This is a genomic window from Comamonas sp. 7D-2, assembly GCF_022749555.1.
Lineage (GTDB): Bacteria > Pseudomonadota > Gammaproteobacteria > Burkholderiales > Burkholderiaceae_C > Comamonas > Comamonas thiooxydans.
This window is the reverse complement of sequence record NZ_CP094238.1, coordinates 3,577,098-3,602,434: the sequence shown is the minus strand read 5'-3', so window position 1 is coordinate 3,602,434 and position 25,337 is coordinate 3,577,098. Positions and strand designations below refer to the sequence as shown.

The 25,337-nt window shown below is 57.5% G+C and carries 19 protein-coding genes and 1 pseudogene; 14 read left to right on the top strand and 6 right to left on the bottom strand.

Translation table 11 applies throughout. From position 1 onward, the window contains the following. Positions 1–8: 8 nt before the first annotated feature. The 5 genes from MPZ60_RS16550 to MPZ60_RS16530 all read left to right on the top strand — a co-directional run bounded on the left by MPZ60_RS16550 (position 9) and on the right by MPZ60_RS16530 (position 6,602). Positions 9–779 (top strand): helix-turn-helix domain-containing protein, encoded by a 771-nt coding sequence (locus MPZ60_RS16550; RefSeq protein WP_034356338.1) that lies wholly within the window; start codon positions 9–11, stop codon positions 777–779. Positions 780–1,429: 650 nt separating this feature from the next. Next, positions 1,430–1,927 carry an RNA polymerase sigma factor gene (locus tag MPZ60_RS16545; protein ID WP_034356407.1) on the top strand — a complete coding sequence of 166 codons (498 nt, stop codon included), beginning with the start codon at positions 1,430–1,432 and terminating at the stop codon, positions 1,925–1,927. An 80-nt stretch (positions 1,928–2,007) separates the two neighbouring features. After that, positions 2,008–3,168 carry a FecR family protein gene (locus tag MPZ60_RS16540; protein WP_034356335.1) on the top strand — a complete coding sequence of 387 codons (1,161 nt, stop codon included), beginning with the start codon at positions 2,008–2,010 and terminating at the stop codon, positions 3,166–3,168. A gap of 130 nt (positions 3,169–3,298) precedes the next feature. Beyond that, the gene (locus tag MPZ60_RS16535; RefSeq protein ID WP_034356331.1) at positions 3,299–5,713 is read left to right on the top strand and encodes a TonB-dependent receptor; all 2,415 of its coding nucleotides are present in this window, start codon (positions 3,299–3,301) and stop codon (positions 5,711–5,713) included. Positions 5,714–6,146: 433 nt separating this feature from the next. Continuing rightward, positions 6,147–6,602 (top strand): DUF4198 domain-containing protein, encoded by a 456-nt coding sequence (locus MPZ60_RS16530; protein WP_224648492.1) that lies wholly within the window; start codon positions 6,147–6,149, stop codon positions 6,600–6,602. A gap of 307 nt (positions 6,603–6,909) precedes the next feature. Here MPZ60_RS16530 and MPZ60_RS16525 read toward each other — a convergent pair whose 3' ends face one another. The 4 genes from MPZ60_RS16525 to MPZ60_RS16510 form a co-directional block, all read right to left on the bottom strand. Beyond that, positions 6,910–7,803, bottom strand: a complete 894-nt coding sequence (locus tag MPZ60_RS16525) for a hydroxymethylglutaryl-CoA lyase (RefSeq protein WP_034356325.1) — start codon at positions 7,801–7,803, stop codon at positions 6,910–6,912. A gap of 14 nt (positions 7,804–7,817) precedes the next feature. After that, positions 7,818–9,200 (bottom strand): tripartite tricarboxylate transporter permease, encoded by a 1,383-nt coding sequence (locus tag MPZ60_RS16520; RefSeq protein ID WP_003066594.1) that lies wholly within the window; start codon positions 9,198–9,200, stop codon positions 7,818–7,820. A 17-nt stretch (positions 9,201–9,217) separates the two neighbouring features. Beyond that, positions 9,218–9,661: a hypothetical protein gene (locus tag MPZ60_RS16515; protein ID WP_034356323.1), complete on the bottom strand. Its 444-nt coding sequence runs from the start codon at positions 9,659–9,661 to the stop codon at positions 9,218–9,220. An 82-nt stretch (positions 9,662–9,743) separates the two neighbouring features. Continuing rightward, positions 9,744–11,033: a hydroxymethylglutaryl-CoA reductase, degradative gene (locus tag MPZ60_RS16510; protein WP_034356319.1), complete on the bottom strand. Its 1,290-nt coding sequence runs from the start codon at positions 11,031–11,033 to the stop codon at positions 9,744–9,746. Between the two features lie 171 nt (positions 11,034–11,204). Between MPZ60_RS16510 and MPZ60_RS16505 the strand changes: the two genes are divergently transcribed. Continuing rightward, positions 11,205–12,605, top strand: a complete 1,401-nt coding sequence (locus MPZ60_RS16505) for a PLP-dependent aminotransferase family protein (RefSeq protein WP_034356316.1) — start codon at positions 11,205–11,207, stop codon at positions 12,603–12,605. A gap of 357 nt (positions 12,606–12,962) precedes the next feature. Here the strand turns inward: MPZ60_RS16505 and MPZ60_RS16500 are convergent. Both MPZ60_RS16500 and MPZ60_RS16495 read right to left on the bottom strand, forming a co-directional pair. Further along, positions 12,963–13,112: pseudogene (locus MPZ60_RS16500) on the bottom strand (LysR family transcriptional regulator); the annotation flags it as partial. 100 nt (positions 13,113–13,212) lie between these two features. Beyond that, a complete protein-coding gene (locus MPZ60_RS16495; protein ID WP_242882042.1) occupies positions 13,213–14,193 on the bottom strand; it encodes a helix-turn-helix domain-containing protein in 981 nt (326 codons plus the stop codon). Positions 14,194–14,792: 599 nt separating this feature from the next. On the opposite strand from MPZ60_RS16495, the gene MPZ60_RS16490 reads away from it, so the two are divergent. The 8 genes from MPZ60_RS16490 (at position 14,793) to MPZ60_RS16450 (ending at position 25,266) form a co-directional block, all read left to right on the top strand. Further along, on the top strand, positions 14,793–15,047 hold the full coding sequence (locus MPZ60_RS16490) for a hypothetical protein (RefSeq protein WP_131324677.1): 255 nt from the start codon (positions 14,793–14,795) through the stop codon (positions 15,045–15,047). A gap of 237 nt (positions 15,048–15,284) precedes the next feature. Next, positions 15,285–15,701 (top strand): type IV pilin protein, encoded by a 417-nt coding sequence (locus MPZ60_RS16480; protein ID WP_052057621.1) that lies wholly within the window; start codon positions 15,285–15,287, stop codon positions 15,699–15,701. Continuing rightward, entirely contained in the window at positions 15,701–16,267 is a 567-nt protein-coding gene (locus MPZ60_RS16475; RefSeq protein WP_034356301.1) for a GspH/FimT family pseudopilin, read from the top strand. Before MPZ60_RS16480 ends, MPZ60_RS16475 begins: the two co-directional genes overlap by 1 nt. Further along, on the top strand, positions 16,261–16,776 hold the full coding sequence (locus MPZ60_RS16470) for a hypothetical protein (protein ID WP_034356298.1): 516 nt from the start codon (positions 16,261–16,263) through the stop codon (positions 16,774–16,776). The genes MPZ60_RS16475 and MPZ60_RS16470 overlap by 7 nt, the downstream gene beginning before the upstream one ends. A 3-nt stretch (positions 16,777–16,779) precedes the next feature. After that, positions 16,780–17,910, top strand: coding sequence for a PilW family protein (locus tag MPZ60_RS16465; protein ID WP_080746125.1), 1,131 nt, complete (start codon positions 16,780–16,782; stop codon positions 17,908–17,910). A 5-nt stretch (positions 17,911–17,915) separates the two neighbouring features. Then, positions 17,916–18,482, top strand: a complete 567-nt coding sequence (locus tag MPZ60_RS16460) for a hypothetical protein (RefSeq protein ID WP_165571815.1) — start codon at positions 17,916–17,918, stop codon at positions 18,480–18,482. Between the two features lie 131 nt (positions 18,483–18,613). Further along, the gene (locus tag MPZ60_RS16455) at positions 18,614–24,514 is read left to right on the top strand and encodes a pilus assembly protein (RefSeq protein WP_034356289.1); all 5,901 of its coding nucleotides are present in this window, start codon (positions 18,614–18,616) and stop codon (positions 24,512–24,514) included. Between the two features lie 254 nt (positions 24,515–24,768). Further along, positions 24,769–25,266 (top strand): hypothetical protein, encoded by a 498-nt coding sequence (locus MPZ60_RS16450; protein WP_034356405.1) that lies wholly within the window; start codon positions 24,769–24,771, stop codon positions 25,264–25,266. The last annotated feature ends 71 nt before the right edge of the window (positions 25,267–25,337 follow it).

The window sequence follows — 25,337 nt, the reverse complement described above, 5'->3', positions numbered from 1 at the left end:
GTCTTGCTGTGCGCAATCAATCACTGAACTCCCTCGATGCCACGCCTCGTGCCGTTGTGGCCATTGGCACCGACTACGCGCCTGGCACCGTTCTGGATACCCATAGCCATCGCCGTGCACAGTTCCTCTATGGCGCGACCGGATTGATGGAGGTCGGTACTGACGATGGCGCCTGGGTGATACCTCCCCACTGTGGCGTGTGGATTCCAGCAGGCAAGCCGCACAGGGTGAAGATGGTGGGAGTCAACACTCGAAGCCTCTACATCGAGCCTGAAGAGGTACCACGGAGCCAATCGCATTGCGAGGTGCTGGCCGTGTCCCCGCTGCTACGGCAGCTGCTCATCGAAGCCATCGACTTGCCAGCGCTGTATGACGAGCGCGGTCGCGATGGCGTGCTGATGTCGCTTTTGCTGCTGGAGGTCGGCCGCGCAGAAACACTGCCTTTCTTTGCGCCGCTACCGCGGGATGAACGACTGGCGACTCTATGCATTGCTTTCCTTCACCAGCCCGACGTGCGCTTGTCGCCGCTGGCCTGGGCGCAGCAGCTACACCAGAGTGAACGCACCTTCAGCCGGTTCTTTCGCTCGCAAACCGGAATATCGTTTTCAGAGTGGAGAAGCCAGGCATGCCTTCTTTTTGCAATGTCCAAACTGGGGACCGGTGATTCGGTGACAACGGTGGCGCTTCAACTGGGCTATGACAGCCCGGGTGCCTTCTCCACGATGTTTCGCAAGAGGCTCGGGAGCAAGCCGTCAAACTTCATGGCGGCAGATCGGTAATCCGAGCTGATGGCCACGTAGTTCATTCATTACCGGTTAGTGAACGTCTGCCTTCAGGAGCCAGCTTTTTCAGATCAGTCCAACTTTGTGCTTTGCTTTTTTTGGAGGCACAGCCATCAAGTCGCTGCGCTCTGTACACGCCTCCAGCCTGGATGTGCTCTGTCTGGATCAAGACATGCAACGGTCTTTTGTTCAATCGTCCACGCAATCGAAACGTGTGGTGCGCAGAGGCTGAAAGTTGTGTATCGAGCAGTGGCAGGCTGGGTAAATGAAAGAGTGAAAGAGGTGGAGCGGCTGCTGACATTGACACCTTGGGAGTAGTTGACGCGGCACCAGCCTGGTTCCGGGTCTCTGTCGGTTGGCAACATCGGCCAGTAGCAGTCGGCCACCGCAGATCTCCAAACGGCGGGTTGAGGCGGTTTGCTGTCGGTGCTCATCAGGCATGCCGGTCGACATTGAGCCGAACAGGGGGCACGACCGACCAGTACCCGCAGTTCGCATCACATCGGATACATTGATTGAGAATAAGTCGCATTATCAATTTATAATTTTTGCCGTGTAGTTGATCGCAACTCTTTGCGCCAGGGCTCCAAGGCTGTCTTATCGCCGCGCACGTTCGACCTCACTCATTGCTACTGGCTTTTTGGATCGTGCTGACCCGCTACTACAGAGACCTGTTGAATTTCTGCCTGCGCAAAGTGAGAGACCGCGATACTGCGGCTGACTTGGCGCAGGAAAGCTATGCCCGTGTGCTTTCCATGCAGCAGAAGGGGCAGGTCATTCTTGAGCCAGGTGCATTGCTGAGGCAGGTAGCCTTGCGCGCCAAAATCGATATGGACAGACGGGCTGATGTGCGCCAGCATCAAAATATCGATTCTTTGGAGGAGCGGGATCAGCCTGCGAGTCCTCTGCATCTGCAGCCCGAGCATGCCTATGCATCGTCTCAGAGCATTCAAGCATATCTTGACACTATCGAGGGACTGCCGCCTCGGTGTCGTGATGCCTTCTGCATGTACATCTTCGATGAGTTGCCCAACAAGGAAATTGCAGAGCGGATGGGGGTGTCGCTGAGCATGGTGAATCAGTACATCAGCCGCGGAAAACTTGCTTGTGCTGCGCGCAGAATGGAACTTGATAATGTCGAGTGATCGCAAATTCGCGTGCGTTTTGCGTAGCTGTTTCGCCGAGGGCGAATTTTTGCCCCGCCCCGCGCATCCGTATCCCTAAGATGAGTCACTCTTTTGCATCCCAGCGCAATGTGCCAGCCTCCTTTGACGAGGCTGCGGAAGCGCGCGAGCTTGCGGATTTTTTCAGTCGACAGAATCCGGTAGATGTGGCGGCCGTCGAATGGCACTCGCGTTGGGAGCAAGGCCTGAGCGAGAGCGAGCATGAAGCCCTGCGTCAGTGGTTGGCTGAGGATGCTGCACATGGCACGGCATTTCGTTGTCTGACACAAGACATGGCGGTGCTGCGTTCTGCTCCTTCCGATATGGTTGCAAAAGCACGTTCCTCGTTCAAGCGCGAAGCCATTGCCAGTGGTGGATCTTCTGCGCAGCTAGGCGAGGAGCCCGCGAAGCCGAAGGCGATGGAGGGATGGGCCCGCACAGGCGCTCTGTTTAGCTGGATGCAGCCGCGCTCTGCCTTGGTCGCTGCCTGTTGTGCTGCGGTCTTTGCGGCAGGGATTGGATGGCATCAATGGATGCTGCAGCCGACATTCGAGAGCAGCTATGTTGCGCAGAAGGGGCAGCAAAGGCTTGTCACCTTGCCAGATGGCACCGAAATCGCCATGGACACCGACACCCAGGCTCAGGTCACCATGTACCGCGACCGCCGAGAAGTGCGGATTGCTGATGGACAAATCATGTTCTCGGTCGCCGCCGATCCCAAGAAGCCATTTCATGTCCTCGCTGGGCCTGCGCGTGTCACGGTACTTGGGACACGGTTTTCCGTTCGCTATCGCAACCAGGGGGCCGATGCCGGGGCTGTCAATGTTTCGGTGGAGAAGGGCCATGTACGGGTCACCAGTTCCTACAGCGCCGCCAACGCGAAGACTGATCTGCCTGTCGAATTGCTGGCAGGGCAAGGCCTGAGGGTGTCATCCAATGGGGTGTTAGGCCAGGTGGCCAGTGTTTCTCCCGGCAGTGTCGCCCTTTGGCGCAAGGGCTTGGTGCGTTTTGATAACACCTCACTGGCTGATGCATTGCTAGAGCTGGAGCGCTACGGGCCTACGGGTCTGGAGATCCGCGACCCTGCGGTTGCCGCTCTGACCATCGGCGGCAGCTACCAGATTGATAGACCAGGGGAGTTTGCGCGCATGCTGAGCCAGATCCTGCCTGTGAAGCTGGTCGGCATGTCATCGGGGAAGACTGAAATCGTCAGTGCGCATTGAGCACTTCATGCTCAATGCGGCCATTTCGAATTTTTTTTCGGACTAGAGGTGTATTTCTGGTGATCTGATGCGTCTTAGAGAGTAGTGAGTTTCATTTTCATTCATTACTCGACGTTCGGAATCCCTCTCCATGCGCTTCACGCAGCCTCATTTTCAGCCCGCTCCTCTTGCTTTGGCCGCAGCCCTGGCAGTCCTCTCCCCGATGATTGCGCAGGCGCAATCCGCTGCTGATAGTGGAAAAAGCATCAGTTTCTCGATTAATTCCCAGCCATTGGGGAGCGCACTCAATGAACTGGCAGCGGCCTCTGGCACCTCGATCGGGTTTGCTCCCGCGTTGGTCGCTGGCAAGACAGCGCGCCCCGTCCATGGAGCTCTCACGCTGAAGCAGGCTGTGGAGCAGATGCTGGCTGGAAGTGGTTTGGTCGCCGTGACTCAAGGGGGCGGCCTGATCATCAAGGCCATCGCGTCAAACGATGATTCCGCATCGCTGGCCACAGTCACGGTGACTGCACAGCTTGAGAGGGACGGCGTTACCGAGGGCACGGGCAGCTACACCCAGACGGGTCCCAGCCGGACGGCAACGGGCCTGAATCTCTCGCTACGCGAGACACCTCAATCCGTGACCGTCATGACGCGTCAGCGCATGGATGACTTCAAGCTGGAGACGCTGACCGATGTGATGGAACAGACACCTGGCATCGCCGTCTACAGGCAGAACAATGCCACTGACTTTCAAGCGCGTGGGGCAAAGGTAAACCTGCAGACCGATGGCATGGCACAGCTGAGCAGCGGCTGGTACTACCTTACCAGCACCATGTTTTCGCTCGACGATATGGCGGAGATCGACCGGATCGAGGTCCTCAAGGGTTCATCCGGTCTGGTTGTCGGCAAGGGCGACTATGGCGCCACAGTGAACATGATCCGTAAACGCCCCACCCGCGAATTTCAGGCCAGCGTGCGTGCCAATGCGGGAAGTTGGGACACCTATCGAACACAGGCCGATGTGAGCGGTCCACTGAACGAGGCGGGCACGGTACGGGGGCGTCTGGTCGCTTCTGCCATGGACGCGGGGGGATTCCGCGATCATGAAAAGAGCAGCAGCAAGATGCTGTTCGGGGCACTCGAAGCGGACATCACTCCCGGCACAGTCCTCAACCTCGGTATGACTTATCGCGAACGCGATGCACAAGGCATCGGCACTACGCAGCCGATCCAGCGCTACACGCGAACAGGTGGTGAGGTGGCGTGGATGCCGCGCTCTTTCAACACCGGTGCCCCCTGGGGCGGATATTCCCAAAAAGGTCTCAATCTCTTCGGCAGTCTGGAGCAACGTCTGGCGGATGACTGGACAGCCACGCTCAAGTTTTCACATCAGAACGTATCCATGGACGATATGAAGGCTGGCTACTTCTACGACCAGGACCGCGCAAGCTTCGGCCGATGGCGCAACATGGAGACCGATAACTGGAGCGTCAATCTCGATGTGAAGGGGACATTCCAGCTGTTGGGCCGCTCGCATGAACTTCTGGCTGGCGCAGGCGTATCGCGCTTTCACAGCAATGTGCAATTGCCGCTGAATGCGTTGAACCTGGTGCCGCTCGGCAATCTCGGTATCAACATGGCACAGGGTGGGGCGGTGCTGCCTCAGCCTGATTTCAGTGTCTTGAACTACGGCAACAACAAATTCAGTCAGAAGCAGCGTTATGTCTATGCGGCGGGACGCTTCCGGGTGGCTGATCCTCTGCAGTTGATCACTGGGTTACGCGTTACTCGGTTTGAAGAGCGCGACATCACACCATATTGGTGGAACTATGACATGAAGGAGAACGGTGTGATCACCCCGTACGCTGGGTTGGTCTACGAGGTGCAGCCGAACGTATCGTTGTACGCAAGCTATGCCAACATTTTCCAGCCGCAGACGGCTCAGGATGCGCGGGGTGCAACGCTGGCACCGGAGGAGGGCAACACTTATGAGGTCGGCGCCAAGGCCGAATTCTTCGACAAGCGCTTGAACGCCAGCATCGCTCACTTCTGGATGAAGACGGAAAACACCGCAGAGGAAAGTGGTGATCTCACTCCTGCGGGCAATACGGCCTACCGTGCGGTCTCGTCTGCAACGCGGCGTGGCTGGGAGCTGGAGTTGGCGGGCGAGCTCGCGCGCGGCTGGCAAGCGCAGGGCAGTCTGGTGCAGCAAAGCAGCTCGCTCACCAGCGCCAGTCAATATCCCAAGTACCAGTTCAAGCTCGGCACGACCTATCGCTTTGACCAGGGCTCGTTGCGGGGACTGACTGTGGGAGCGGCCACACGCTGGCAGGGTAAGACCTCGATGAGCAATAGCGCTGCCACTTTGTCGCAGAGGGGTTATGCGGTGCTGGACCTGATGGCGCGCTATCAGGTCGATAAGCACCTGTCGTTCAGCCTGAACGTGAACAATGCACTGGACAAGAAGTACATGGCCGGGCTCACCAACTTTACCGCGGCAGGCTTGTTCTACACCTGGGGTGCTCCGCGCAGCGTAAATGTCGGAATGCGTTATGACTTCTGAATGCCGATATTCAAAGTTGAACGTCAGTACTTCGCTGCCTTGGAGCTCGCAATGATGGACCTCCGCTGATTCTGATTCTGGGCAAGGCGGATAGAAACTCCACGCTGACCGGCAATCAACCTGCCCAGCCTTTGTTATGTGCTGTTCGACGCAGGGCCTGGACTGCAGGCCATTGTCGAGCAGGAAGAAATCCAAAAGGCGCCAAGACGCCGAGCGCATTGGATACAACCTTGAAGATGAGGATCACTGAGTGCAATTGCTTCCTGTATTTCATCGAATGGCTTTGTGCCTGCTAATCAGTGGCCTATGGTGTCCAGCACAGGTACAAGCGGAGTATCTCTGGGTGCAGCCTGACGGGGCGGAGGTCCGAGCCTACCTAGGAGAGCTACACAAACCTTTAGACAAGTTGCCTGCATTGCTGGAGCCCAAGGCCATGCAAGCTGATGGCAAATCATTGCCAATTCAGACTGCGATCAACCATATCGTTGTTCCCAAGCCCTTCAGCGATCTGCGCTTCTCTGCAACCGGGTTCGATGATGGAGTTCTTACCTACTATCAAGCTCGCTACGGTCGCCAGGACATTCAGGCCATGAACGACTTGGAGCTGGTTCCGACCCACCCTGACGGAAACACCTTTCGATTGATATTCAAGGGACGAGCTGTTGCAGCCAGTCAAGTGAATATCGAAACGGGGGAAGGATGGCGCCGTTCACTGACCCCGTCAAAGGACGGTACGGTGAGCTTCACGCCGTCTTTCCCTGGCCTGTATGTGCTGGAGGTATCGGCTCGTGTCAATGATGCAGTGGTTACTGTGGGCGGTAAAAAATATAGCGATGTACGCTATACCGCGACGCTTAGTTTTATTGTCCCTCAGCAAGAGGGGAGGTGAGTTGTCTGGTGCTGGGCTAGAGGCACACCACAATCGACTCTGTTGAAGAGTATGAGCCGCTCATCGCAATAATTGAGGTGAAAGACAGCCAGGAGCAGTCCTTGAAGGAATTCTCTCTGGTGAGTGCTTCTGGCGGCTTGAGGCAATTCATCTCAGAGACACCAACGACTGCTTCAGCACATGGCAGACTTGCGTGTAGAAGTCGGGACTTGCTCTGACAGCGGGCGTTGACGCCTTCAAAGAAAAAGGCCTTGAGATCTGAGATCTCAAGGCCTTTTTGCGCTGGTGTTTATGTAGAGCGCAGGTTTCAGAGCTGCACCACTTGCTGGCCATGTAAGTCGCTCAACACTTGTCGGATATAGCAACCTGCGGCTTGAACCCTGGACATATCTACGCCGGTTTCATAGCCCATGGCATGCAAGGCATGGATCAGCTTTTCGGTGGCCAGATTGCCTGAAGCTCCCTGGGCATAGGGGCAGCCGCCCAAGCCCGCCACAGAGCTGTCGAAAATGCGAAGTCCCATCTCCAGAGATGCGCAGACATTGGCTTCCGCCATACCATAGGTATCGTGAAAATGGCCTGCCAGGCGCGCGCTGGGAAGGTCCCTGAGGCAGACTTCCAGCAGCTTGCGTGTGGATTCGGGCGAGCCGCGGCCAATCGTATCGCCCAGAGATATCTCATGGCACCCCATGGCCAAAAGCTCTTGTGCAACCTGCAAGACCGCCTCTGCAGCAACATCGCCCTCATAGGGGCAGCCCAACACGCAGGATACATAGCCACGCACAGGGACACCGGCCTCCAGCGCCTTCTGCACCACAGGTCTGAAGCGATCCAGACTCTGCGTAATGCTGCAATTGATATTGCGTTGCGAGAAGGTCTCCGAAGCCGCACCAAAGACCGCCACCTCGTCACAGCGAGCAGTCAGAGCAGCTTCCAGTCCTTGCAGATTGGGTGTCAATGCGCTGTAGCAAACTCCAGGGCTACGTTCGATCAAGGTCATTACTTCGGCGCTGCCGGCCATTTGCGGAACCCATTTGGGCGACACAAACGAAGCCGCTTCGATAAAGCGCAGGCCTGCGCGGCTGAGCTGGTTGATCAGCTCGACCTTGGCATTCAATGGCACAGGCAGCTTTTCGTTTTGCAGGCCGTCGCGTGGCCCGACTTCCACGATCTTGACCCGGCGCTCTGATGCATTCGACATTGCTGCTCTCGCTTTCAGAACAGTTTGAGCAGCGCAGGAACGCTGAGCACGGCTGTGTAATAGCCCATGAACTGCACGCCGGTGTTAAAGCCGAAGGTACGGGAGAGCAAGCCACCCATGAGGCCCATGGTCAAGATCACCAGCAGACCCAGCAGACCGCCTTCCCAGACGCTGATCACGATGATCAGGCCGACAAAGGTGGCAATGATGGCTTCGTGGCTGACTTTGCGCGATACAAACATTGCAGCACGGCGCGCGTAGTTCATTGCAAACGGATAGGACACCACTGCGGCAAGCAACACCGACAACATGCCGTAGCCCAGAAACTCCCAGTGGCTCAGCAGGTTGTGCAGATTGTGGGTCTGGCCCGTAGCAGCATCCACCGTAAAGCGTGGAGGTGCATTGAACAACGGTGCAGCAGGGCCGGCAGCCACAGGACTCAAGGGCAAACCGAAGGCGATCAGCGGGATCAGCGCTTCAGCAATGTAGGTGGCTTCTGTCACGCCGTTACGAGCGCTCAGCACCGTGGTCAGGCGGTGATAAGCGTGTTTGATGCGAGAGCCCACCAACTCGCCCAGCACCACGGTCATGGCCACAGGGCTGAATACAAAGGTTGCGCTGGAAATGGCGGCAGTCGTCAACGTCCAACGTGTCTGGGTTCGATCCAGCACCTTCAGAGGGTTGGGGAAATAGCCCGACCAACCTTTGACATCAGGAGCCAGGTTGAACTGGCGAACCTTGTCGCGCAACATGCTCTTGCGGCCCGCGGGCGCCATGACGGTAAAGAGATCGGCGACCAGAGGCCCAATGGCGATACCCAGGAAGTAGCTGATGCTGAGCTTGGTGTCGTACTTGGCAGTCAGTGCCTGCAGAGCCAGAATCACCACAACAAAAGGCACGAGCAAAGCAATTGCACCCCAGCGGCCTTTGGAGAAATAGGCAATCAGCACGGCTGCGGCCAGAAAAATCCAGGGTGCAGTCTTGGTAATGGTTGAGCCGAATGGCGCCAACATCACGGCAAACAGCACCGCCAGCGGCACGGCGACAAAGGCCGCGACGATGGCGCCCGAGACCATTTTGCGTAAGGCAATATGCGGCACGCCAAGTTTGCGCAACAAGTCTGCATCCTGCAGTAAAGGCGTGGCGAGTGTATCTCCGGGGATACCCAGCAGTGCTGTAGGAACGGCGTGGGTCATGTGCTTGGCAACAGCACCAGCCAGAAAGAAGGTAAAGACGCCTGCAGGCGGAACGCCGAGCAAAACGACAAGCAGGGTGAGTGGTGCGAGTGTCGTGGTTTCGTCGGTGCCGGAAACCAGTCCGATTGCAGCAAAGACGATGGCGCCGATCAGGCCCATGCCCGCAGCGACGCCGATTTGTTCAATGAGTTGAGGATCCATGCCGTGTACTCCTAGGGTTATTGGCCATCACGGCTTTGGGATGTCTTGGGCGTGACGAAAAGCTCGTAGAGCTTGAGTTCCTTGAGCTCCTGCACCACGACTGGGGGCAGGTCAGACACAGAACCCAGACCACCGGGCTGCTGCTCCAGCTCACGCAGCACTTCGGCACGCCATTCAGGGTTGCTGGAGATGTCTTCTTCGGTCACCACACGTTTTGGGGGGAAGATGCGAGCGCAAATAACGCCAGCCAGAACACAGCCGGCCAGACCAGCGAGCATGGCGTAGGCATGAGCCAGCTGTTTGGATTCGACCATCGAGCTCAGCCAACGGCTGGCTGCAAAAAATCCGAGCACGCTGATCCCGATGCCAATCAGGATGGACCAGCTCAGGTGCTTGAGGTCGACGGTATCACCCCAGACCTCAGCGAGTTGCCAGTGCGAGGCTTGCTTGTCGGAACTCATAGCCTTGTCTCCTTGCTTGTTGTTGTTCCCGTTTCGGGTAAGAAAAGCCTCGCCCGGATGTGCCTGGCGAGGCTGAGGATGCTTAGCGCCGGGCGCGAATTTCTTGCAGCACTTCCAGTGCGCGATCGGTGCGCACGTCATGCTCGGCAGCCAGGCGCTTGGCGACGATCTCTACTTCTTCACCCACGGCTCCTGCGACCAGTGCAATATTGCGAGCGTGAAGTGCCATATGGCCGCGCTGAATGCCTTCGGTGGCCAGCGCGCGCAAAGCACCCAGGTTCTGGGCCAGACCCACGGCGGCGGCAATCTCGCCCAGTTCCTGGGCAGATTTCACTTCCATGATCTTGAGCGCCAGGCGCGCCAGCGGATGGGTCTTGGTGGCACCACCCACCAAGCCCACGGGCATGGGCAGCTCGATGGTTCCCACCAAAGCGCCGGCATTGTCTTTTTCCCAGTGCGTCAGCGAGGTGTATTGGCCGTTGCGGCTGGCATAGGCATGGGCACCGGCTTCCACCGCGCGCCAATCGTTGCCTGTAGCGACGATGACGGGGTCGATGCCGTTCATGATGCCCTTGTTGTGGGTGGCGGCGCGGTAGGGGTCAATGGCTGCGAAAGTGTAGGCGTCGAGCACGCCTTCAATAATTGCCTCGCCGCTGCGCTCTTTGGTGGCCAAGGTTTGTGGGGTCAGGCGTACACGAGCACGGGCCAGGCGCAGATCTGCCAGGTTCGAGAGAATGCGCAGACGCACCGAACCACCGGTAATCTTTTCCACCAGTGGCGAGACTGATTCAGCCATGGTGTTCACGGTGTTGGCACCCATGGCATCGCGCACGTCAACGATCAAGTGCATCACGACCATAGGGCCGCGCGGAGAATCGGGGAAGACATGGATTTCGATGTCCTTGCAGCCACCGCCCAGGCTGATCAGCACCTTGTCTCGGCTATTGGCTTGCGCGAGGATCTCATCGCGGGCCTTGAACAACGCCAGTCTTGCACCATAGGGGTCGCTGATGCCGACGATTTGCACCTGCGCACGCATCAGCGGCAAGGTGCTCGACGTTTCAAAGCCTCCGTCTTCACGGGCCAGCTTGGCCATATACGAAGCAGCAGCAATGATGGAGGGCTCTTCCACTGCGAGCGGAATCAGCACATCGCGACCGTTGATGCGGAAGTTGCCTGCGACGCCCATGGGTAGCTCGAACGTGCCCACCACATTTTCGATCATGCCGTCAGCCAAGGTGACGGGCAAGGCGCCAGCATGGGTCAGTAGATTGCGTTCTTCGGCGCTGAGATTGCATGCGGTGGCGACATGCTCCCAGCGCTGTGCGGGGGTGAGAGCTCGGAAATTGGGAAGACGCGAATCGACGGCCATGAAAACTCCTACAGATCCAAATCTGGATATCAATACAAGGGGACGGTTGGCCGAGAATTTATTCAAACTGTACCTTTAAATACAGGTACAGTTTGCGAGAACAGTACTGCCGCAATGCAGCATTGGACCCATCGGCATACATATTGGCAACTCACGATCTAGGAGACTTGAATGGCGGGTGGTAGCAAGCGTCAGGCCCCTATTGCAGAGCGTTTAGCTGATTTGATAGGGCAGCAAATAACCGATGGCGTGTATCGTGCAGGGGACAAGTTGCCATCCTTGCGTGAGCTGGCGCATTTGCACAGTTACGCCAAAAACACCGTGGTTGCCGCCTTTGATCTTTTGGTCTCACGCGGCTTGGTGGAGTCCCGGCGCGGTGCTGGCTTTTATGTTCAACCGCAGGCCCGCCATGCGGTTCAGGACGAAGACGCAGGGCAGCTCAATCGCGCGATGGATGTGGTCTGGTTGATGCGCGAGCAACTCAAGACCCAGCCAGATGCTGTCGCGGTTGGCGATGGATTTCCGCCTATAGAGTGGCTGGCCGATATGCGCATGGATCGCTATCACCAGAAAGTGGTGCGAACCGGACTGGGGTCCTTGTTTCGCTATGGCAGCCGCTTTGGCTATGCGCCGCTGCGAGATAGCTTGGTGCGCAAGCTGGGCGTGTTCGGCCTGGGAGTCACACCTCAGCAAATGGTCCTGACCCAAGGTGCGAATGAGGCCATGGATCTGGTGATTCGCTACTTCGTCCCGCCCGGCGCGACGGTGCTGGTAGACGATCCTGGCTACTATTTGCTGTTTGGCAAGCTCAAACTGGCAGGAGCACGTGTGTTGGGAGTCCCCAGGCAAGCCGATGGGCCCGATGTCCAGGCTTTGGAGCAGTTGCTGCTGACCGAGCGCCCGCGCTTGTTCTTTACCCAGTCTCTGGCGCACAACCCCACTGGCTCGGACATCAGCGCTGCCAAGGCTTACCGCGTCCTGCAGCTTGCAGAACGGCATAACCTCTTGCTGGTAGAGAACGACCCATTGGCCGATTTCAAACCAACCTCGTCAGTGCGTTTGTCCACGCTGGACCAGCTGGAACGCACGATCTATATAGGCAGTTTTTCTAAGTCGTTTTCTGCAGCCCTTCGCGTGGGATTCATCGCCTGCAGCGATGCTTTAGCCAGCGACCTGGCAGATTTGCGATCGCTGATCCATGTGAGCGGGTCAGAATACTGCGAGCGCATGGTCGATGTGATGCTCCGCGAAGGCCATTACGAGCGGCATCTCGTGCGCTTGCGCCAACGTTTGGGCAAGGCAACGGAGCAGGCGCTGGACTGGTTGGAGATGCACGAGTGCGAGGTGTTTGCGCGTAACACTCAATCGCTATACCTCTGGGCCACGTTCCCCGGCAATCCCGATGCCGTGCGTCTAGCTGAGCGTTTGCTCGCCCACAAAGTCACCATGGCTCCGGGCCATGTTTTCAACCTCGATCCGAGCCAGACTTCGCCTTGGTCGCGCTGCAATGTAGGTGCCATGCTGGACCCCCGCTTTGAGGTTGCCTATCGAGCAATGCAGGAGGTGCGCTGATCGCTTTTGCATAGCTTTGCGAAACTCATTTTTTGGAGTCAAAAGAAGAGAAGTGGCCTTGGTTGAGAGCCGCCTTCCCTGGATTGATCAACGCTACGGACTTATGGCAGCCGATTGCGGTCGCTGGCCTTAATTGACCATCAGTCCGATACGCGAGGACCGGCCTGCTTGTACTAACCACCGGCAGCAAACGACTGCGGATTCAACTGGTCGATGCAACACATGCGCTGAACATCTGAGCGGGTGTATGGAAGCCGGGCGTTTTGCTCGGTCACAAGCGGGCATTGAGAAAGTCATACCAAGCGATTGCTTGCGCTTCGAAGGACTTCACTTTGGGCCCGGTGCCCCACTTCGATCCTAGACCTTCCCGCAAGATCGGGGGGCCATGGGAGGGTCAACTGCTTCAGCCAATCGCACTTGTCTCAATTCCAGCAGTGCCTGGACACGAGCGGTCGCGGAATGGCGATGGCTGTATGCCCCCAGCAATTGCAGAGGGGCAGGACGAAGTCCGGTTCTCGCTGATGGTTTCTGCAGGCTGGGAGAACACCACCGAGCCCGAGTCTGAAAACTGGATTGTTCATGGCGGACTCTTGACTGTCGTGGAGCCCTATTCGATGTCCCTGCGATACTGACCAGGTGTCACCCCCAGTCGCTGTCGGAAGGTTCGATTCATGTGGGTTTGGTCAGAAAACCCACAAGCGCTGGCAACCTCGGAGAGCGTCATTTTTCCATTTTTAATGAGCGCCTTGGCCTGTGCAACCCGCAGATTCTGTCGATATTGGTTGGGCGTTAGATGCAAGGTCCGGGTGAATCGCTGGAAAAGTACGGTGCGGCTCAAGCCGACATATGCGGCCAGTTCTCCGAATGTGAAATGCCGCTCCAAATGGGAATGCATATATTCGTCCACTTTTCTGAGTTGAGACGCTGACAGCCGTACGTCGGCATGAGGGGGATCCTTGCCTTCAAGTACACAATGCCGCTGGAGAATGTGGCTGCCAATGGCGCGTGCGAGGTACTCGCTGCGCCAGTCCTGATATAGACCCTCCAAAAGCATCTGTTTGGTCGTGCGCATCAGTTGCGACAATATAGGATCGGTGGCGCCGAACGAAGCCTTGTAGTGAAATTCCACTTTCTCTAAGTCGAATATGTCCTCGGCGACTTCTCTAAGCACACTATCTTTCAGGAAGAAATGCAACGTGCGTGGATGGTTGCCTATCGTATCTACAACGGCCTCACCGGGCGGAGTTATGACCAGCGCCTGAGGCTCAAGCAAGCCTGCAAAATTTTCCCCCCGTGCATTCCGCTGAATATCCGCTGGAGTCAGCACCATCGCAATCCATATGCTGGAGATAGGTCGGTGCTCAATGGTGTGAGGGGACTCCTGAGTAATCGCGGCCGCTAAATCGCTCCATCCGCCCCCTTCACTGGAATGAAGGATCTTGATGCTATCAATCTGCGGAAGTGAAGTTTCCTCCAGTCTATATTCAAGCGCGGACCATGCCTGCGCACGCGGGCGTGAGGCAGGAGTCGATTGCTGCGGAGGAGCCAAAACGCCTGAATAGCTGTTTTTCTTACTGCATTTTCCCATGATTTTTCGGCTGATCGCTTGTTGATTTCCTAGAGAGGCTGCTGCGTGAATCTCGTGGATATATAAGGCACTGAGGAAATTTTCTATTGCTCAGGATCAGGAGTGATCTGTCCAATAGAGCGAATCGGTTCTATCTTCGGGAAGGTCGCCAAAATATGTACGATAAATCAATAAGCAGGATGCATATACTTTTTTCTTGAAACTCATCATTGATAATTCCTGGCAGGGATTTGAGATGTAGCGAAGATGCTAAGCAGGTGATTGGCGTGCAAAGTCGGATCACTATTGTTGATGAGCGGCAAGATTTTCCATTTCAGTACAAAGAAGGCGCTCATACCTGGTTTTCAGATGCTCAAGATTACTGCAAGGACATTGATTTTATGGCTGTTCATCCTTGCAAGAGAGACGAGTTATTGGGTGTTTGTGAGAGCTGAATGGGAATGATCTTCTTGGCGTTGGCAATTGCTGTTCGTTTCCGTGCTTTGGCTTGCATGCGCAGCTAACGTAATGGCTTGTCGCCGATCAATAAATTGCATTGAAGTCAATATGGTTCGACTGAAGTCTGCCCATTTCACATGTTCAGCAGGGGGGGAGGTGGTATGTATTTTTTGATTCTATTGGGTGCGGTTGTTTCGGCATTGAAGTTAATGGGGGTTGAGCCAGTTGTGGATTGGTCGTGGTACTCATTAAGTATGACGTTCTTGTTTTTGTTGTTGTGGTTGATTTTGGTGAGTTATCGCAGAGCTCAGGAAAAAAATAGAGAGAACGAAAACGATATCAACTCAGAACCTCCGGAGCAACCGGGAGTTGCAGTTTGGGCGGATATTCATGAGTGGGAAAGGAATAGAAAATGAAAATCATGCGAATGATGGAGTTGTTAATTCCGGCGTCAACAATATTTCCCATGATTAATCCATGGAACTCGGATTGAAGAATGTACTTTACGCACAGGACTCGTTGGTTTCTATAAGAATATTCTTATTTTAAGATTTTGCTGTGGGGGCTTTTTTTGGGGTTTTCGCTTAAATTCGCGTCCTGAATTGCGCCTTGAATTTAATAAAAACTGAGTATCAATGCATAAGAGTGAGTGTGTGAGAGGCTTCACACTGATCGAAATTCTGATCGTCATAGCCATGATCGGCATCCTGGCGGCAATCGCCGTGCCTAGCTATAGCGACTACCTCAAGCGCGGGCGCATCGTCGATGGCCTGGTGCCTCTTGCGGACATGGGGGCCAAGCTGGAGCAGTATTTCCAGGATTACCGCACGTACACCGGTGCCTGCTCGGCGGACTCGATCGCGCCTTTGCCTGCAGAAACCAGCCATTTCAAGTACACCTGCGCCCTGGACGAAGCCCCCCCGAAGGTCACTGCCACAGGCAAGGGCAGCATGGGTGGTTTTGTCTTCACCCTTGACACCAAGGGCGTGCGCAAGACTGCCGCAACGCCTACTGGCTGGACGAAGCCTGAAGCAAATTGCTGGTCTTCACACAAGGATGGAAGTTGCTGATGCGCCGCGCCGTACAGGGCTTCACTCTTGTCGAGATGCTCGTGGGCCTGGGTCTCACAGTCGTCTTCATGCTGATGACGCTGCCCAGCGCCAGCGCCTACCTGACCGACGCTCGCATCCGCGCAGCGGCACAGAGCTATTACAGCGGCGCACAACTTGCGCGCGCCGAGGCCGTACGTCGCAATGCCGAGGTACGGCTTTTGCTGACCAATGATCCCCGCGCTTCAAAGCCCACTGCCAGTGTGAATGGCCTCGGCTGGGTAATGCTGGCAGGTGGTCCGCAGGGAGTCGACTGGAGCACGCTCGAAGGGGTGGAATGGGTTGCCAGCAAAGATCCGGAGGAAGCACGAACAACGGGACTGCACGTGGCCGCCAATGAGGCCGTCGTGCAGTTCGATGGCCAGGGTGCGGCCTCCGTCAACCAGATCGTCAAATTCCTGGGCCCCGCAGCGGACACCTGCTATCCGCAGGGGCCCCGCTGCCTGCATGTCGTCATATCGCTTGGCGGACAGGTTCGTTTGTGCGATCCAGGCATTTCAAACAACGGAGATAACCGCAAATGCTGACCTCGCGCCCCGTGAGTACAGGCGCAAGACAGGGCCGTCACCAGCACGGCATTGCGCTGATCGAGTCACTTGTATCCATCATCATCGTCATGACCGGCATCCTCGGAATTGCCGGGCTGACGATGAAGTCCGCGACCTGGGCCGGCCATGCGCAACACCGCACGGAGGCGGGCATGTTCGCTTCGCAGATCGTGCGACTGATCGAACTCAAAGTGAGCCGCAGCTCGCCAGACAATCTGGCGAACTCGCTCGCAGCGTTCCAGCACCAGCCCGATGGCGAGATGTGCGACTTCAGCGGCAGTAGCGCAGGAGACTCCACGTTCCAAGGCGTGCTCAAAGCCGCACGGGGTGAGCAAACCAACGTACATGGCCTGCCTGGCGCCACGGCTGCCATGCAGCAAGTCAGGGTCGATGCAGCGAACGACAATCGGATCACGGTCACGCTGTGCTGGCAAGGGCCCAACGACCCGGCCGTGCGCAACTACCAGATCCAGGCTTTCGTGCACTAGGGCATGCCGATGCACAAACGCACGCTCCCATACGAAACGCCGCTGGCGATGGGTCGGTCCCTCGGCTTTTCCCTGATCGAAATCATGGTGGGGTTGGCCATAGGTCTGGCCAGCATGCTGGCCATCTACCAGTTGTATGCAACGTCCGAAGGGCGGCGGCGCACCATCGTCTCGATCAGTGAAGCGCAGACGGCAGGCTCCATGGCGTTGTTTGCCATCGAACGCGACATCCGCTCGGCAGGGCTGGGGTTTGCAAGCATCGACGCCCGCCATCTCAACTGCTCAGTGAAAGCGTACAACAGCGGACGCAGCACGGCCGCTTTCGACTTCCCGCTGCTACCCGTGCGCATAGCAGACGGGAGAATCTGGGTGCTGACCGGCTCTTCCAGCAATATGTTTGCCGGCGCCCGCTATGTGGGCAGCAGTGGCGGTGAATTCAAGATGGAGAGATCCAATGCGGGCTTTCAGGCTGGCGATGTGATCCTGGGCACCAGCGACAGCTTCACCGACAGCTGCCTGCTGATGGAAGTGACCGCCGGCGCCGACCCGACATCCGCAACGGCAGCCGTCAACAAAAACAAGGTCCATCGAAAGACCGGCTCCTACCAGGATTTTTACCAAGGCAAGGAGGTCGATGCCACGCGCAATGATGGCGCTCACATCAGCCTCCTGGATTCGAGCAAAAGCAGTCTGGGCGAAGGCATGCTCTACAGCCTGGGGCCGGAGCCCACCCTCACCGTCTGGGGCGTGGACGACAAGAAGCAACTGACCCGCTACAACTATCTCGACGAGACCGAGACGGACAAGGTTGCCGTGGCCCATGACATCTTTCAACTTCAGGCCGAATACGGCTATGACGCCAACGGCAATGGCGCGATTGATGAAGAAGTCGAATGGACCGCCTCGCTTTCCCCCAATGCAATCAGGTGGGAGCAAATTCTTGCCGTGCGTATCGCCGTACTGATGCGTATTCCGCACTACGAAAAAGACAAAGTCACCAACTCCGCACCCCGCTGGGCCAACGGCACCAAGCAATTCAGCATGGGAGACGGGGATGAATGGATGCACTACCGCTACCGGGTATACGAAAGCATCGTCCCGCTGCGCAACACGCTGTGGGGTCAGCAGTTATGAATGCCGTGCATTCACCTACACATCGCCCCAGGCCCCAGCAGGCCCCGCAACGCGGCGTCATCCTTCTGGTCGCATTGATCGTGCTGCTGGTGATGACGCTCACCGGCCTGGCCGTGGTGCGCACCTCCACTCAGGGCGCCAGCATGGCAGGCAGCCTTGCGCTCAAGCAAGGGGCCACATCGGGCGCCGACTTGGGGCTGGAGAGAGGCATGGCCCAGCTCGATGCGCTGTATTCCGCTGGCAGTGCGACGCTGGAGGCCGACGCCGACGGCGGCTACTTCGCCAGCCATGACCCCAGGGCGCCGCTGGACTGGAGCCAGGCCAAGCTGGTCACCGAAGACGATGGCCTGGGCAACAAGGTGGAATTTCTCATTCACCGACTGTGCAGGGATGCCGGCCGCTGGGATGCGCCTGGCCAAAGCTGCGTGCTGCCGCACGAGCTGGAGTGCCCAGGCTCCTCAGAGACGGCAGGCAGTGTTTCCTCTTGCAACGCCCGCCCCATGTACCGCATCACCGCACGCGCCACGGGCCCGCGCAGCACTCTGAGCAGTGTGCAGATGACTGTGTATTGACCGAGGGTGGCCATGGGTGGCGGCAGAACGCAGGCCGTGGACAGCTCGGCATGAATGCAGACCAACAGGCAGACAGGCAGACAGGCAGACAGACACTCGGGCGACCCGAGATTGGAAAAGGGAGGTTCGAGATGCACCAGAAACTGACGTACAGGCTGCGGCCATTCGTAGCGGCATCGCTGGCAGGGTTCATCGGTTTGGGCATGCTGGTCTTCGCTGGCCGCATGGCCGTGGCCGAAGCTCCGGCCCAGGATGTCGTGCAGATATCGGATACGCCGCTGGGCATCATGGCCGATCAGAACAAGACCAACGTGATGCTGCTTCTGGACACCTCTGACTCCATGAAGTGGACTCACATGCCCGACGACTGGGAGCAGGACAGCACCACCTACTTTCCCGTCGGCTACAAAAGCGCGCTATGCAATACGCTGTACTACAACCCGCAAACTACTTATGTGCTGCCCAAGAGGCCTGATGGCCGGGACATGGATGCGCCTGTGTTTGAGAACGCCTGGAAGGACGGCTACGACCAGTCGCTGGGCACGGTAGACCTTTCCAGAAATTTTCAGGCCTACGACAACGACACCCGCCGCAGGGCGCTATATGAAGATCCCGTCCAGCCAGCCTATTTCTTTGAATGGCGTAATTTCTACTCTGCAGGCTATAGACCGGAGCCTCACTTTGAGGAGCCGTCCGAAAAAATCGGTGTTTGCAACAAGATCAGCAGCAGTTCGAGCTATAACTCAGCGCGCGTGGACGACGGCACACTGCGCGTCGACATTTCCAGCCCCAACATCTATGGAGGCGGCGGCCCAGACGGATATTGGACACGCCGAGCCATACCAGCCGCCCAGAGGCAAAATTTCGCCAACTGGTATAGCTATTACCGCACGCGCATCAATATGGCCAAGTCGTCGGTCAGCCTGGCTTTTTCCACACTGAACGACAATTTTCGCATCGGCTTTCTGACCGTGGCTAATCCCGGTGCCGGGCCTCACAGCAAGTTTCTACCGGTTGCTGACTTCAACACAGAGGGCAAGCGGCAGTGGCTCGAGGCCATACAGACGGTCAAGACCGGCGGCACCTCGCCTGCCCGCGAGGCGCTGGCTCGCGTGGGCCGCTACTATGCAGGCCAAAGCGACAGCATCAATGCCAGCATGACGCCCTTCGTCGACCCCGTGGTGTCGGCCTGCCAGCGCCATTACGCCATTGTTACCACTGACGGGTACTGGAACATCGGGCAAGAGAGCGCAGGGCCTGTGAAGCTTGATGGCCAAACCCTGGTAGGCCAGCAGGACGGCCCGCCAGAATCGCTGACCGATGCCGATGGACTGCGCCCGCGGCCCATTTTCGACGGCTCGGTCAAGGGCACCAAAGAGGTACACGATGCCAACGTCAGCTATAAGCTGGCACAGTGCCAACTGGGCTGGAAGGTGACGACGCCAGGCGGCGGCACCAAGACCGAGACCACCTACAAAAAGATCGTCAAGAAGGACGTTCTCCAGAAAACGTGGACCACCGCCACTCTTAGTTGGAGGAAGAAAAGCACGAATACGCTGCGAGAGCACTTCGGAAAAATCAGCAACAGAGAGGAGGAGCTGCTATGGCCCAAGCGCATCCGCTCCTACTGGTATTCGCAAAGGAAAGACCAGGTCACCAGCAAGCGCTACCGACAATTGCTTACCTGGGACTATGTCACCAAGACGCAATACCGCTACAAGGCTACAACCACCTGGAGTACGCAAACACAGACGCCATGGGCTTCGGCCCTGGCCATTCAGACCCGGAAAAAGCGCTATTTTTACTGGTATAAGAACCCTGCCGTGGGCGAACAGGACCTCAAGACCACCGACAAAAACGTGTGCAATCAATTTGCAGGCGGCTGCAGGCTTGAGGGCAGCGACCAGTGGAGCGTGGTGCAGTCCTGCTCTGGCGGTATGGACGGATTCTTCAAGGTCGAGTGCGAGACCGTGCCCATACAAGTCAGCGCAAAGGATTTTTGTGGCAGAAATGGCCAGTATGTGGAGGGACTGGGGCTCATCCAATGTGACGGTACCTGGGTCGCACCTTATTCCGGGCCTGTTGCCTCTTGCGGGGCCATTCACCCGGACCTGCGGGACAAAATCCTGGAGGCATCGCAAGGCCATGGCGGCAATCCTCTTTCAATGGTGCAGTTCTCCAACTGCAACGCAGGGCACAGGGAAGAAAAATTCGTCACGGCCGACGAATGCAAATCGGTGTCGCCCAGCAAGGACAACGGATTCAAGACGACCAGTTGCACGAAAGTGCAGGTCGGATCGGGCACGGACAATAGCTGCCAGATTACGACGACCCCCGTGCTGGATGCATCCGACAACAACCTGTATTCAGAATGCACAAAGTCTTCTGGCCAGGAGTGGACCGCATCCTGTACCCCGGGTCCCATTGCTGACACATCGGAGCGCATAAATACCCAGTGCGGCAGCCGTGGGGACCCTGAAGTCGAGGATGTCCCTCCGAACTCTTGCCAACCCGGCGCCAATGCGAACGGATATTTCTATGAATGCACGCGCTTGCCGAGCACTTGGAGCGGCCCGGTTCAGCAGGGCTCCCTCGCTTGCCAGACAAACGCTTCGAAGGGGCTGACCTGCGAGCAAAGAACCAGTGAATGGCAGCCTGCGCAGACCTGTTCGGCTGAGGCTCCCTCGGCAAGCAATGGCTGGATCGGCCGCGAGTGCAAAAACAAAGGCGAAGTCACAGACCCGCCATCGTGCAAGCCAGCGCCAGGCATGGAGGGCATTGCAACCCCGGCGGGCGGCCCCAAGGAACCAGGCACCTGCACGCCACAGGCTGCCACGGCAGAAAATGGCTGTATTGTCAGCTGGTGCACTGTTGATGTCACCGATCCGGTTGACGTTGCAACGAATCAGTGCACTGCCAGCGCGGCTTCGGCGACCAATAACTGGACGCAGACCATATGCACCAGTGAGTCCGAGCCAGGCAAATCCGTGCCTTCCTGCTCGGAATCATCGATAGGCTTCAAGCAAGTTACCGACTGTACAAACCATTCCAGTGCCACAGACATGGCCTACGGCACCTGCGAATCCTCGCTGCCTGGGCTGGATGGGGGCGGGAATCCAACGCAAGCCAATGGCTGGACCACCAGCAGTTGTCTCAAGGTCGATGAAGGGGCAGGCGGCGGACTGAGCTACTTGCAGTCCGAAGCGGACTTTGCGGCTTGCGAGGCCAGCAAGGGCACGGCTGGCAATGGTGTCGAAATCCAATGTATCAAGGATGGCCCCCACACCGTCGCAGTGCTCCAGGGTGAAGGCTGCGTCCCAGGCTACAACGCGAGCACGAAAAAGGTGACGGACTGCGCAGGCGTGGGCCAACCCACAAGCGAAATCGTGGTCGACAAACCCGCCAATTGCCCTGCGGGGACCTGCGAGAAAGTTTTTGGCAGGAAGAAGACCTACCAGGGCCAGTATTGGTCCGACAAGAAGATAATGTCCGGCACGGTCGAGACGGGAACATCGGTGACGGGTCCGCGAATTGACTTCTGCGGTGACCTGGAGTCCCCTGCAAGATGCTATGCACCTGAGGAATGGGTTGCACTGGAGCCGCTTGAGCAACCCCCGAACGGGCGGCCGCAGCCAGGAACGCCGCCCTGGACACAGCTTCCCGCGACCCACACGAGCTGTGGCAAGCTGCCCTGCGAAGAGTTGAATATGCAAGCCGCCACAGAAGGAAGCATCAACTCGCTGGCCGACGTGGCCCAGTACTACTATGCAACCGACCTTCGCCCTGACCGCGACAATGTGGTGAAGCCCGCAGGTAACGGAGCGGAGGATGACAAGGCGACATGGCAGCACATGAGCACCTATGTGATTGGCATGGGCGTTTCGGGGACGCTCAAGTACGACAAGAACTACAAGAATGGTGCGGGCGATTTCGCCGACCTGCGCACGGGCAAGAAGGCCTGGCCGATCTGGCCCATTGAGGGCACCTCGAACTACGAGCAACGGCAATCCATCGATGATTTCTGGCATACCGCCGTGAATGGCCGGGGCCTGTACTTCAGTGCCAATGATCCCAAAGCCATTGAGGCCGGCCTGAGCGAGGTGTTTACAGACATCCGCGCCGCCATGGGATCTGGCGCCGGCGTGGCGGTGTCCTCTGCACTGGTCAGTGCCGACAGCAACTACGCCTATGGCGCCACTTACAAGACCGGCCGATGGTCTGGCGATCTGCTGGCCTACAAGATCGATCCGCAATCGGGCCAGCGCACACAGATTGATGGTTGGTCGGCACGTGCCAGGCTCGATGCCCGTGATCAGGCCGGCGACCCCCGTACCATTTATTTCATGGACGGCAGGACGCGGAAACTTTTCACATGGAGCGAACTGGGCAGCCTGCAAAGCCACTTCAGTGGCACCAATGCCTCGAGCCGTCTGGCGCAGTACGACCAGATGTCGCAAGCGCAACAGCAGGAGGCTCTGGGCCAGAATCTGGTGAACTTCATCCGTGGCGACCAGAGCAAGGAAGGCTTCACCAAGGACCACAATAGCAAGCTGTACCGTACGCGCGAGAGCAGGCTGGGGGACATCATCAGCTCCCAGCCGCTGTATGTGGGGGAGCCACTGCGCAAGTACCGGGATGCAGGCCATAGCGCCTTTCGGCTGGCCCAGCGCGGCCGCACGCCGATGGTGTATGTGGGCGGCAACGATGGCATGCTGCATGCCTTCTATGCCGAGGTGGACCCGACGGCTTCCGGCATCGAAGGCAGCAAGTCGGTGCAGACCGCTGCACGCGAGGCCTGGGCCTTTGTGCCTACGACCGTGATGCCGGAGCTGCCCAGGCTGGCCAGCACCAGTTATGAGGGCGGTCACCGCTACTTCGTGGACGGCTCTGCGGTGATGGCCGACATCCAGGCCGGCGGCACCTGGAAAACCATCCTGGTGGGCGGATTCAACAAGGGCGGCAAGGGCTACTATGCGCTGGATATCACCCACCCGCAGGACCCTAAGCCACTGTGGGAGGTCAACAGCACGACCATCTCCACCATGGGTCACAGCTTTGGGCGGCCACTGGTGTCCAAGTTGCCTGACGGCCGCTGGGCAGTGTTCCTGACCTCGGGCTACAACAACATCGACAACAGAGGGTATCTCTATGTGCTTGATGCCAACGACGGCAGCATCATCCACACGATTGCCACGGCAGGCAGCGGCCTGAGGGAGATCAACAACTACGTGCGCAACCCAGCCATCGACAACACTACCCAGCTGCTGTACGGCGGCGATCTGGAAGGCAATATCTGGCGCTTCGAGTTCAAAAAGGACGGCTCAGCCATGAGCGCGAAGAAGGTGGTTCAACTCGTGGACGAGCGCAGCAATCCCCAGCCCATCACCACGCGCATTGAACTGGTACCCACTTCTGCCGCTACCGAGAGGCCGCGCATCCTGGTGGGCACCGGCAGGCTGTATGGTTCATCCGATCTTGCAGACAAGGGTACGCAAAGCGTCTATGGCTTCGATGACAACATAGATAGCACTTCGGGGGAGTCGCTGCGCAGCCGGCTCAAGCAAATGCTGCTGGAGCCCAGCGCCGGAGTGGGCGGCCAGCGCACGCGTACGATAAGGTGCTTGGGCAGTTCGACTGACTGCAAGGATGATGCCAAGGGCTGGTACGTAGATTTGCCCGACTCAGGCGAACGCGTAAATATTGACATGCGCCTGGCCAACACAACCCTGGTCATCGCCAGCAACGTGCCTTCACCCGATGTGTGCCTGGCGGGCGGCTATGGCTGGATCAATTACCTGAACTTCAACACTGGTCAGGCCGTGATCCAAGGGCCGGATGGCAAGGGCGATGTATCGATCATTGTGGATGGCTCAACGATCTCGGGACATGCCACCACTACCACCGGCGATGGCAAGGCAACCGATCACATATCGACGACGGGCAACAGGGACAGGCCTTTGGACATTGACATTCCCTATGCTTCACCCAAGCCGCTGGGTAGACGCATTAGCTGGCGTGAACTGGTGAAATAAGCATGAGGGGGCCTCTGCAAAACTTCGTTTTCTGGAAATTCAAGCCAATCCAATCCAATCTACTCAATGGGTTGTGATGGATTGGTGCATGAAAGCCGGGGGGCAGGCCCTTCTCAGGGGGGCTAACACCGCCGATCCACGAAATGCGCAAGTACAAGGATACGGACATAGAGTGGCTGACGGACTGGGTAAGCCGACCGCAGAATGGGGGCGACTGGACTGAAGGGTTACCCGAAGACGATATGAGAGGCGCAATGAAGCTCAGTTTGATGGCACTTTCAATGGTGGCTGCGTTGCTCCTTGCAACCCGAGGCTGCGCTGGCCTCAATAGCTACTGGTACGAAGGCTATCTGCCTCAGGCGATCGAGACTGAAGAACTACTGTTTGTTGAGGACAGCGGCGGCTTGAGAGAAGGTTGCGGAGCAGCTATCTACAAAATGAATGGGCTTTCGCTGGAACGCATTCGCACGAATGGGCTCGATGCCTTAAGAGATGCCAAGCAGGCCAGGCGGCATAAAGCGCGTGAATACAGTGACTGGAAGGAAACACCCTACATTGAGCCGAAGGGCGAAATAGTTCGAAACGGCTGGCTGACCGGTATGAACGAGGGATGCTCGGATATTCCCTCCGAAATGCAGCGCGGCATCGATGAGGCGTTGAGAGAACCAGGCTCCTTCTATGCAACTGGGCATGAGTCTGGCTTGATAGTAATTCCCAAGCGTGGATGGATCATCTTCTCTCATTTCGGATGAAGATCGCTTGCGCGCCCTTCGGTTGCATGTACTTCCTCATCGCCATCCGATATCCGATGCCTGCGCCGAGC

What these genes read in the sequence shown, in the direction of transcription:
- MPZ60_RS16540 (WP_034356335.1), top strand. Translation starts at nt 2,008, where the DNA reads ATGAGTCACTCTTTTGCATCCCAGCGCAATGTGCCAGCCTCCTTTGAC.
- MPZ60_RS16535 (WP_034356331.1), top strand. Translation starts at nt 3,299, where the DNA reads ATGCGCTTCACGCAGCCTCATTTTCAGCCCGCTCCTCTTGCTTTGGCC.
- MPZ60_RS16530 (WP_224648492.1), top strand. Translation starts at nt 6,147, where the DNA reads ATGCAAGCTGATGGCAAATCATTGCCAATTCAGACTGCGATCAACCAT.
- MPZ60_RS16525 (WP_034356325.1), bottom strand. Translation starts at nt 7,803, where the DNA reads ATGTCGAATGCATCAGAGCGCCGGGTCAAGATCGTGGAAGTCGGGCCA.
- MPZ60_RS16520 (WP_003066594.1), bottom strand. Translation starts at nt 9,200, where the DNA reads ATGGATCCTCAACTCATTGAACAAATCGGCGTCGCTGCGGGCATGGGC.
- MPZ60_RS16515 (WP_034356323.1), bottom strand. Translation starts at nt 9,661, where the DNA reads ATGAGTTCCGACAAGCAAGCCTCGCACTGGCAACTCGCTGAGGTCTGG.
- MPZ60_RS16510 (WP_034356319.1), bottom strand. Translation starts at nt 11,033, where the DNA reads ATGGCCGTCGATTCGCGTCTTCCCAATTTCCGAGCTCTCACCCCCGCA.
- MPZ60_RS16505 (WP_034356316.1), top strand. Translation starts at nt 11,205, where the DNA reads ATGGCGGGTGGTAGCAAGCGTCAGGCCCCTATTGCAGAGCGTTTAGCT.
- MPZ60_RS16495 (WP_242882042.1), bottom strand. Translation starts at nt 14,193, where the DNA reads ATGGGAAAATGCAGTAAGAAAAACAGCTATTCAGGCGTTTTGGCTCCT.
- MPZ60_RS16490 (WP_131324677.1), top strand. Translation starts at nt 14,793, where the DNA reads ATGTATTTTTTGATTCTATTGGGTGCGGTTGTTTCGGCATTGAAGTTA.
- MPZ60_RS16475 (WP_034356301.1), top strand. Translation starts at nt 15,701, where the DNA reads ATGCGCCGCGCCGTACAGGGCTTCACTCTTGTCGAGATGCTCGTGGGC.
- MPZ60_RS16470 (WP_034356298.1), top strand. Translation starts at nt 16,261, where the DNA reads ATGCTGACCTCGCGCCCCGTGAGTACAGGCGCAAGACAGGGCCGTCAC.
- MPZ60_RS16465 (WP_080746125.1), top strand. Translation starts at nt 16,780, where the DNA reads ATGCCGATGCACAAACGCACGCTCCCATACGAAACGCCGCTGGCGATG.
- MPZ60_RS16455 (WP_034356289.1), top strand. Translation starts at nt 18,614, where the DNA reads ATGCACCAGAAACTGACGTACAGGCTGCGGCCATTCGTAGCGGCATCG.
- MPZ60_RS16450 (WP_034356405.1), top strand. Translation starts at nt 24,769, where the DNA reads ATGAAGCTCAGTTTGATGGCACTTTCAATGGTGGCTGCGTTGCTCCTT.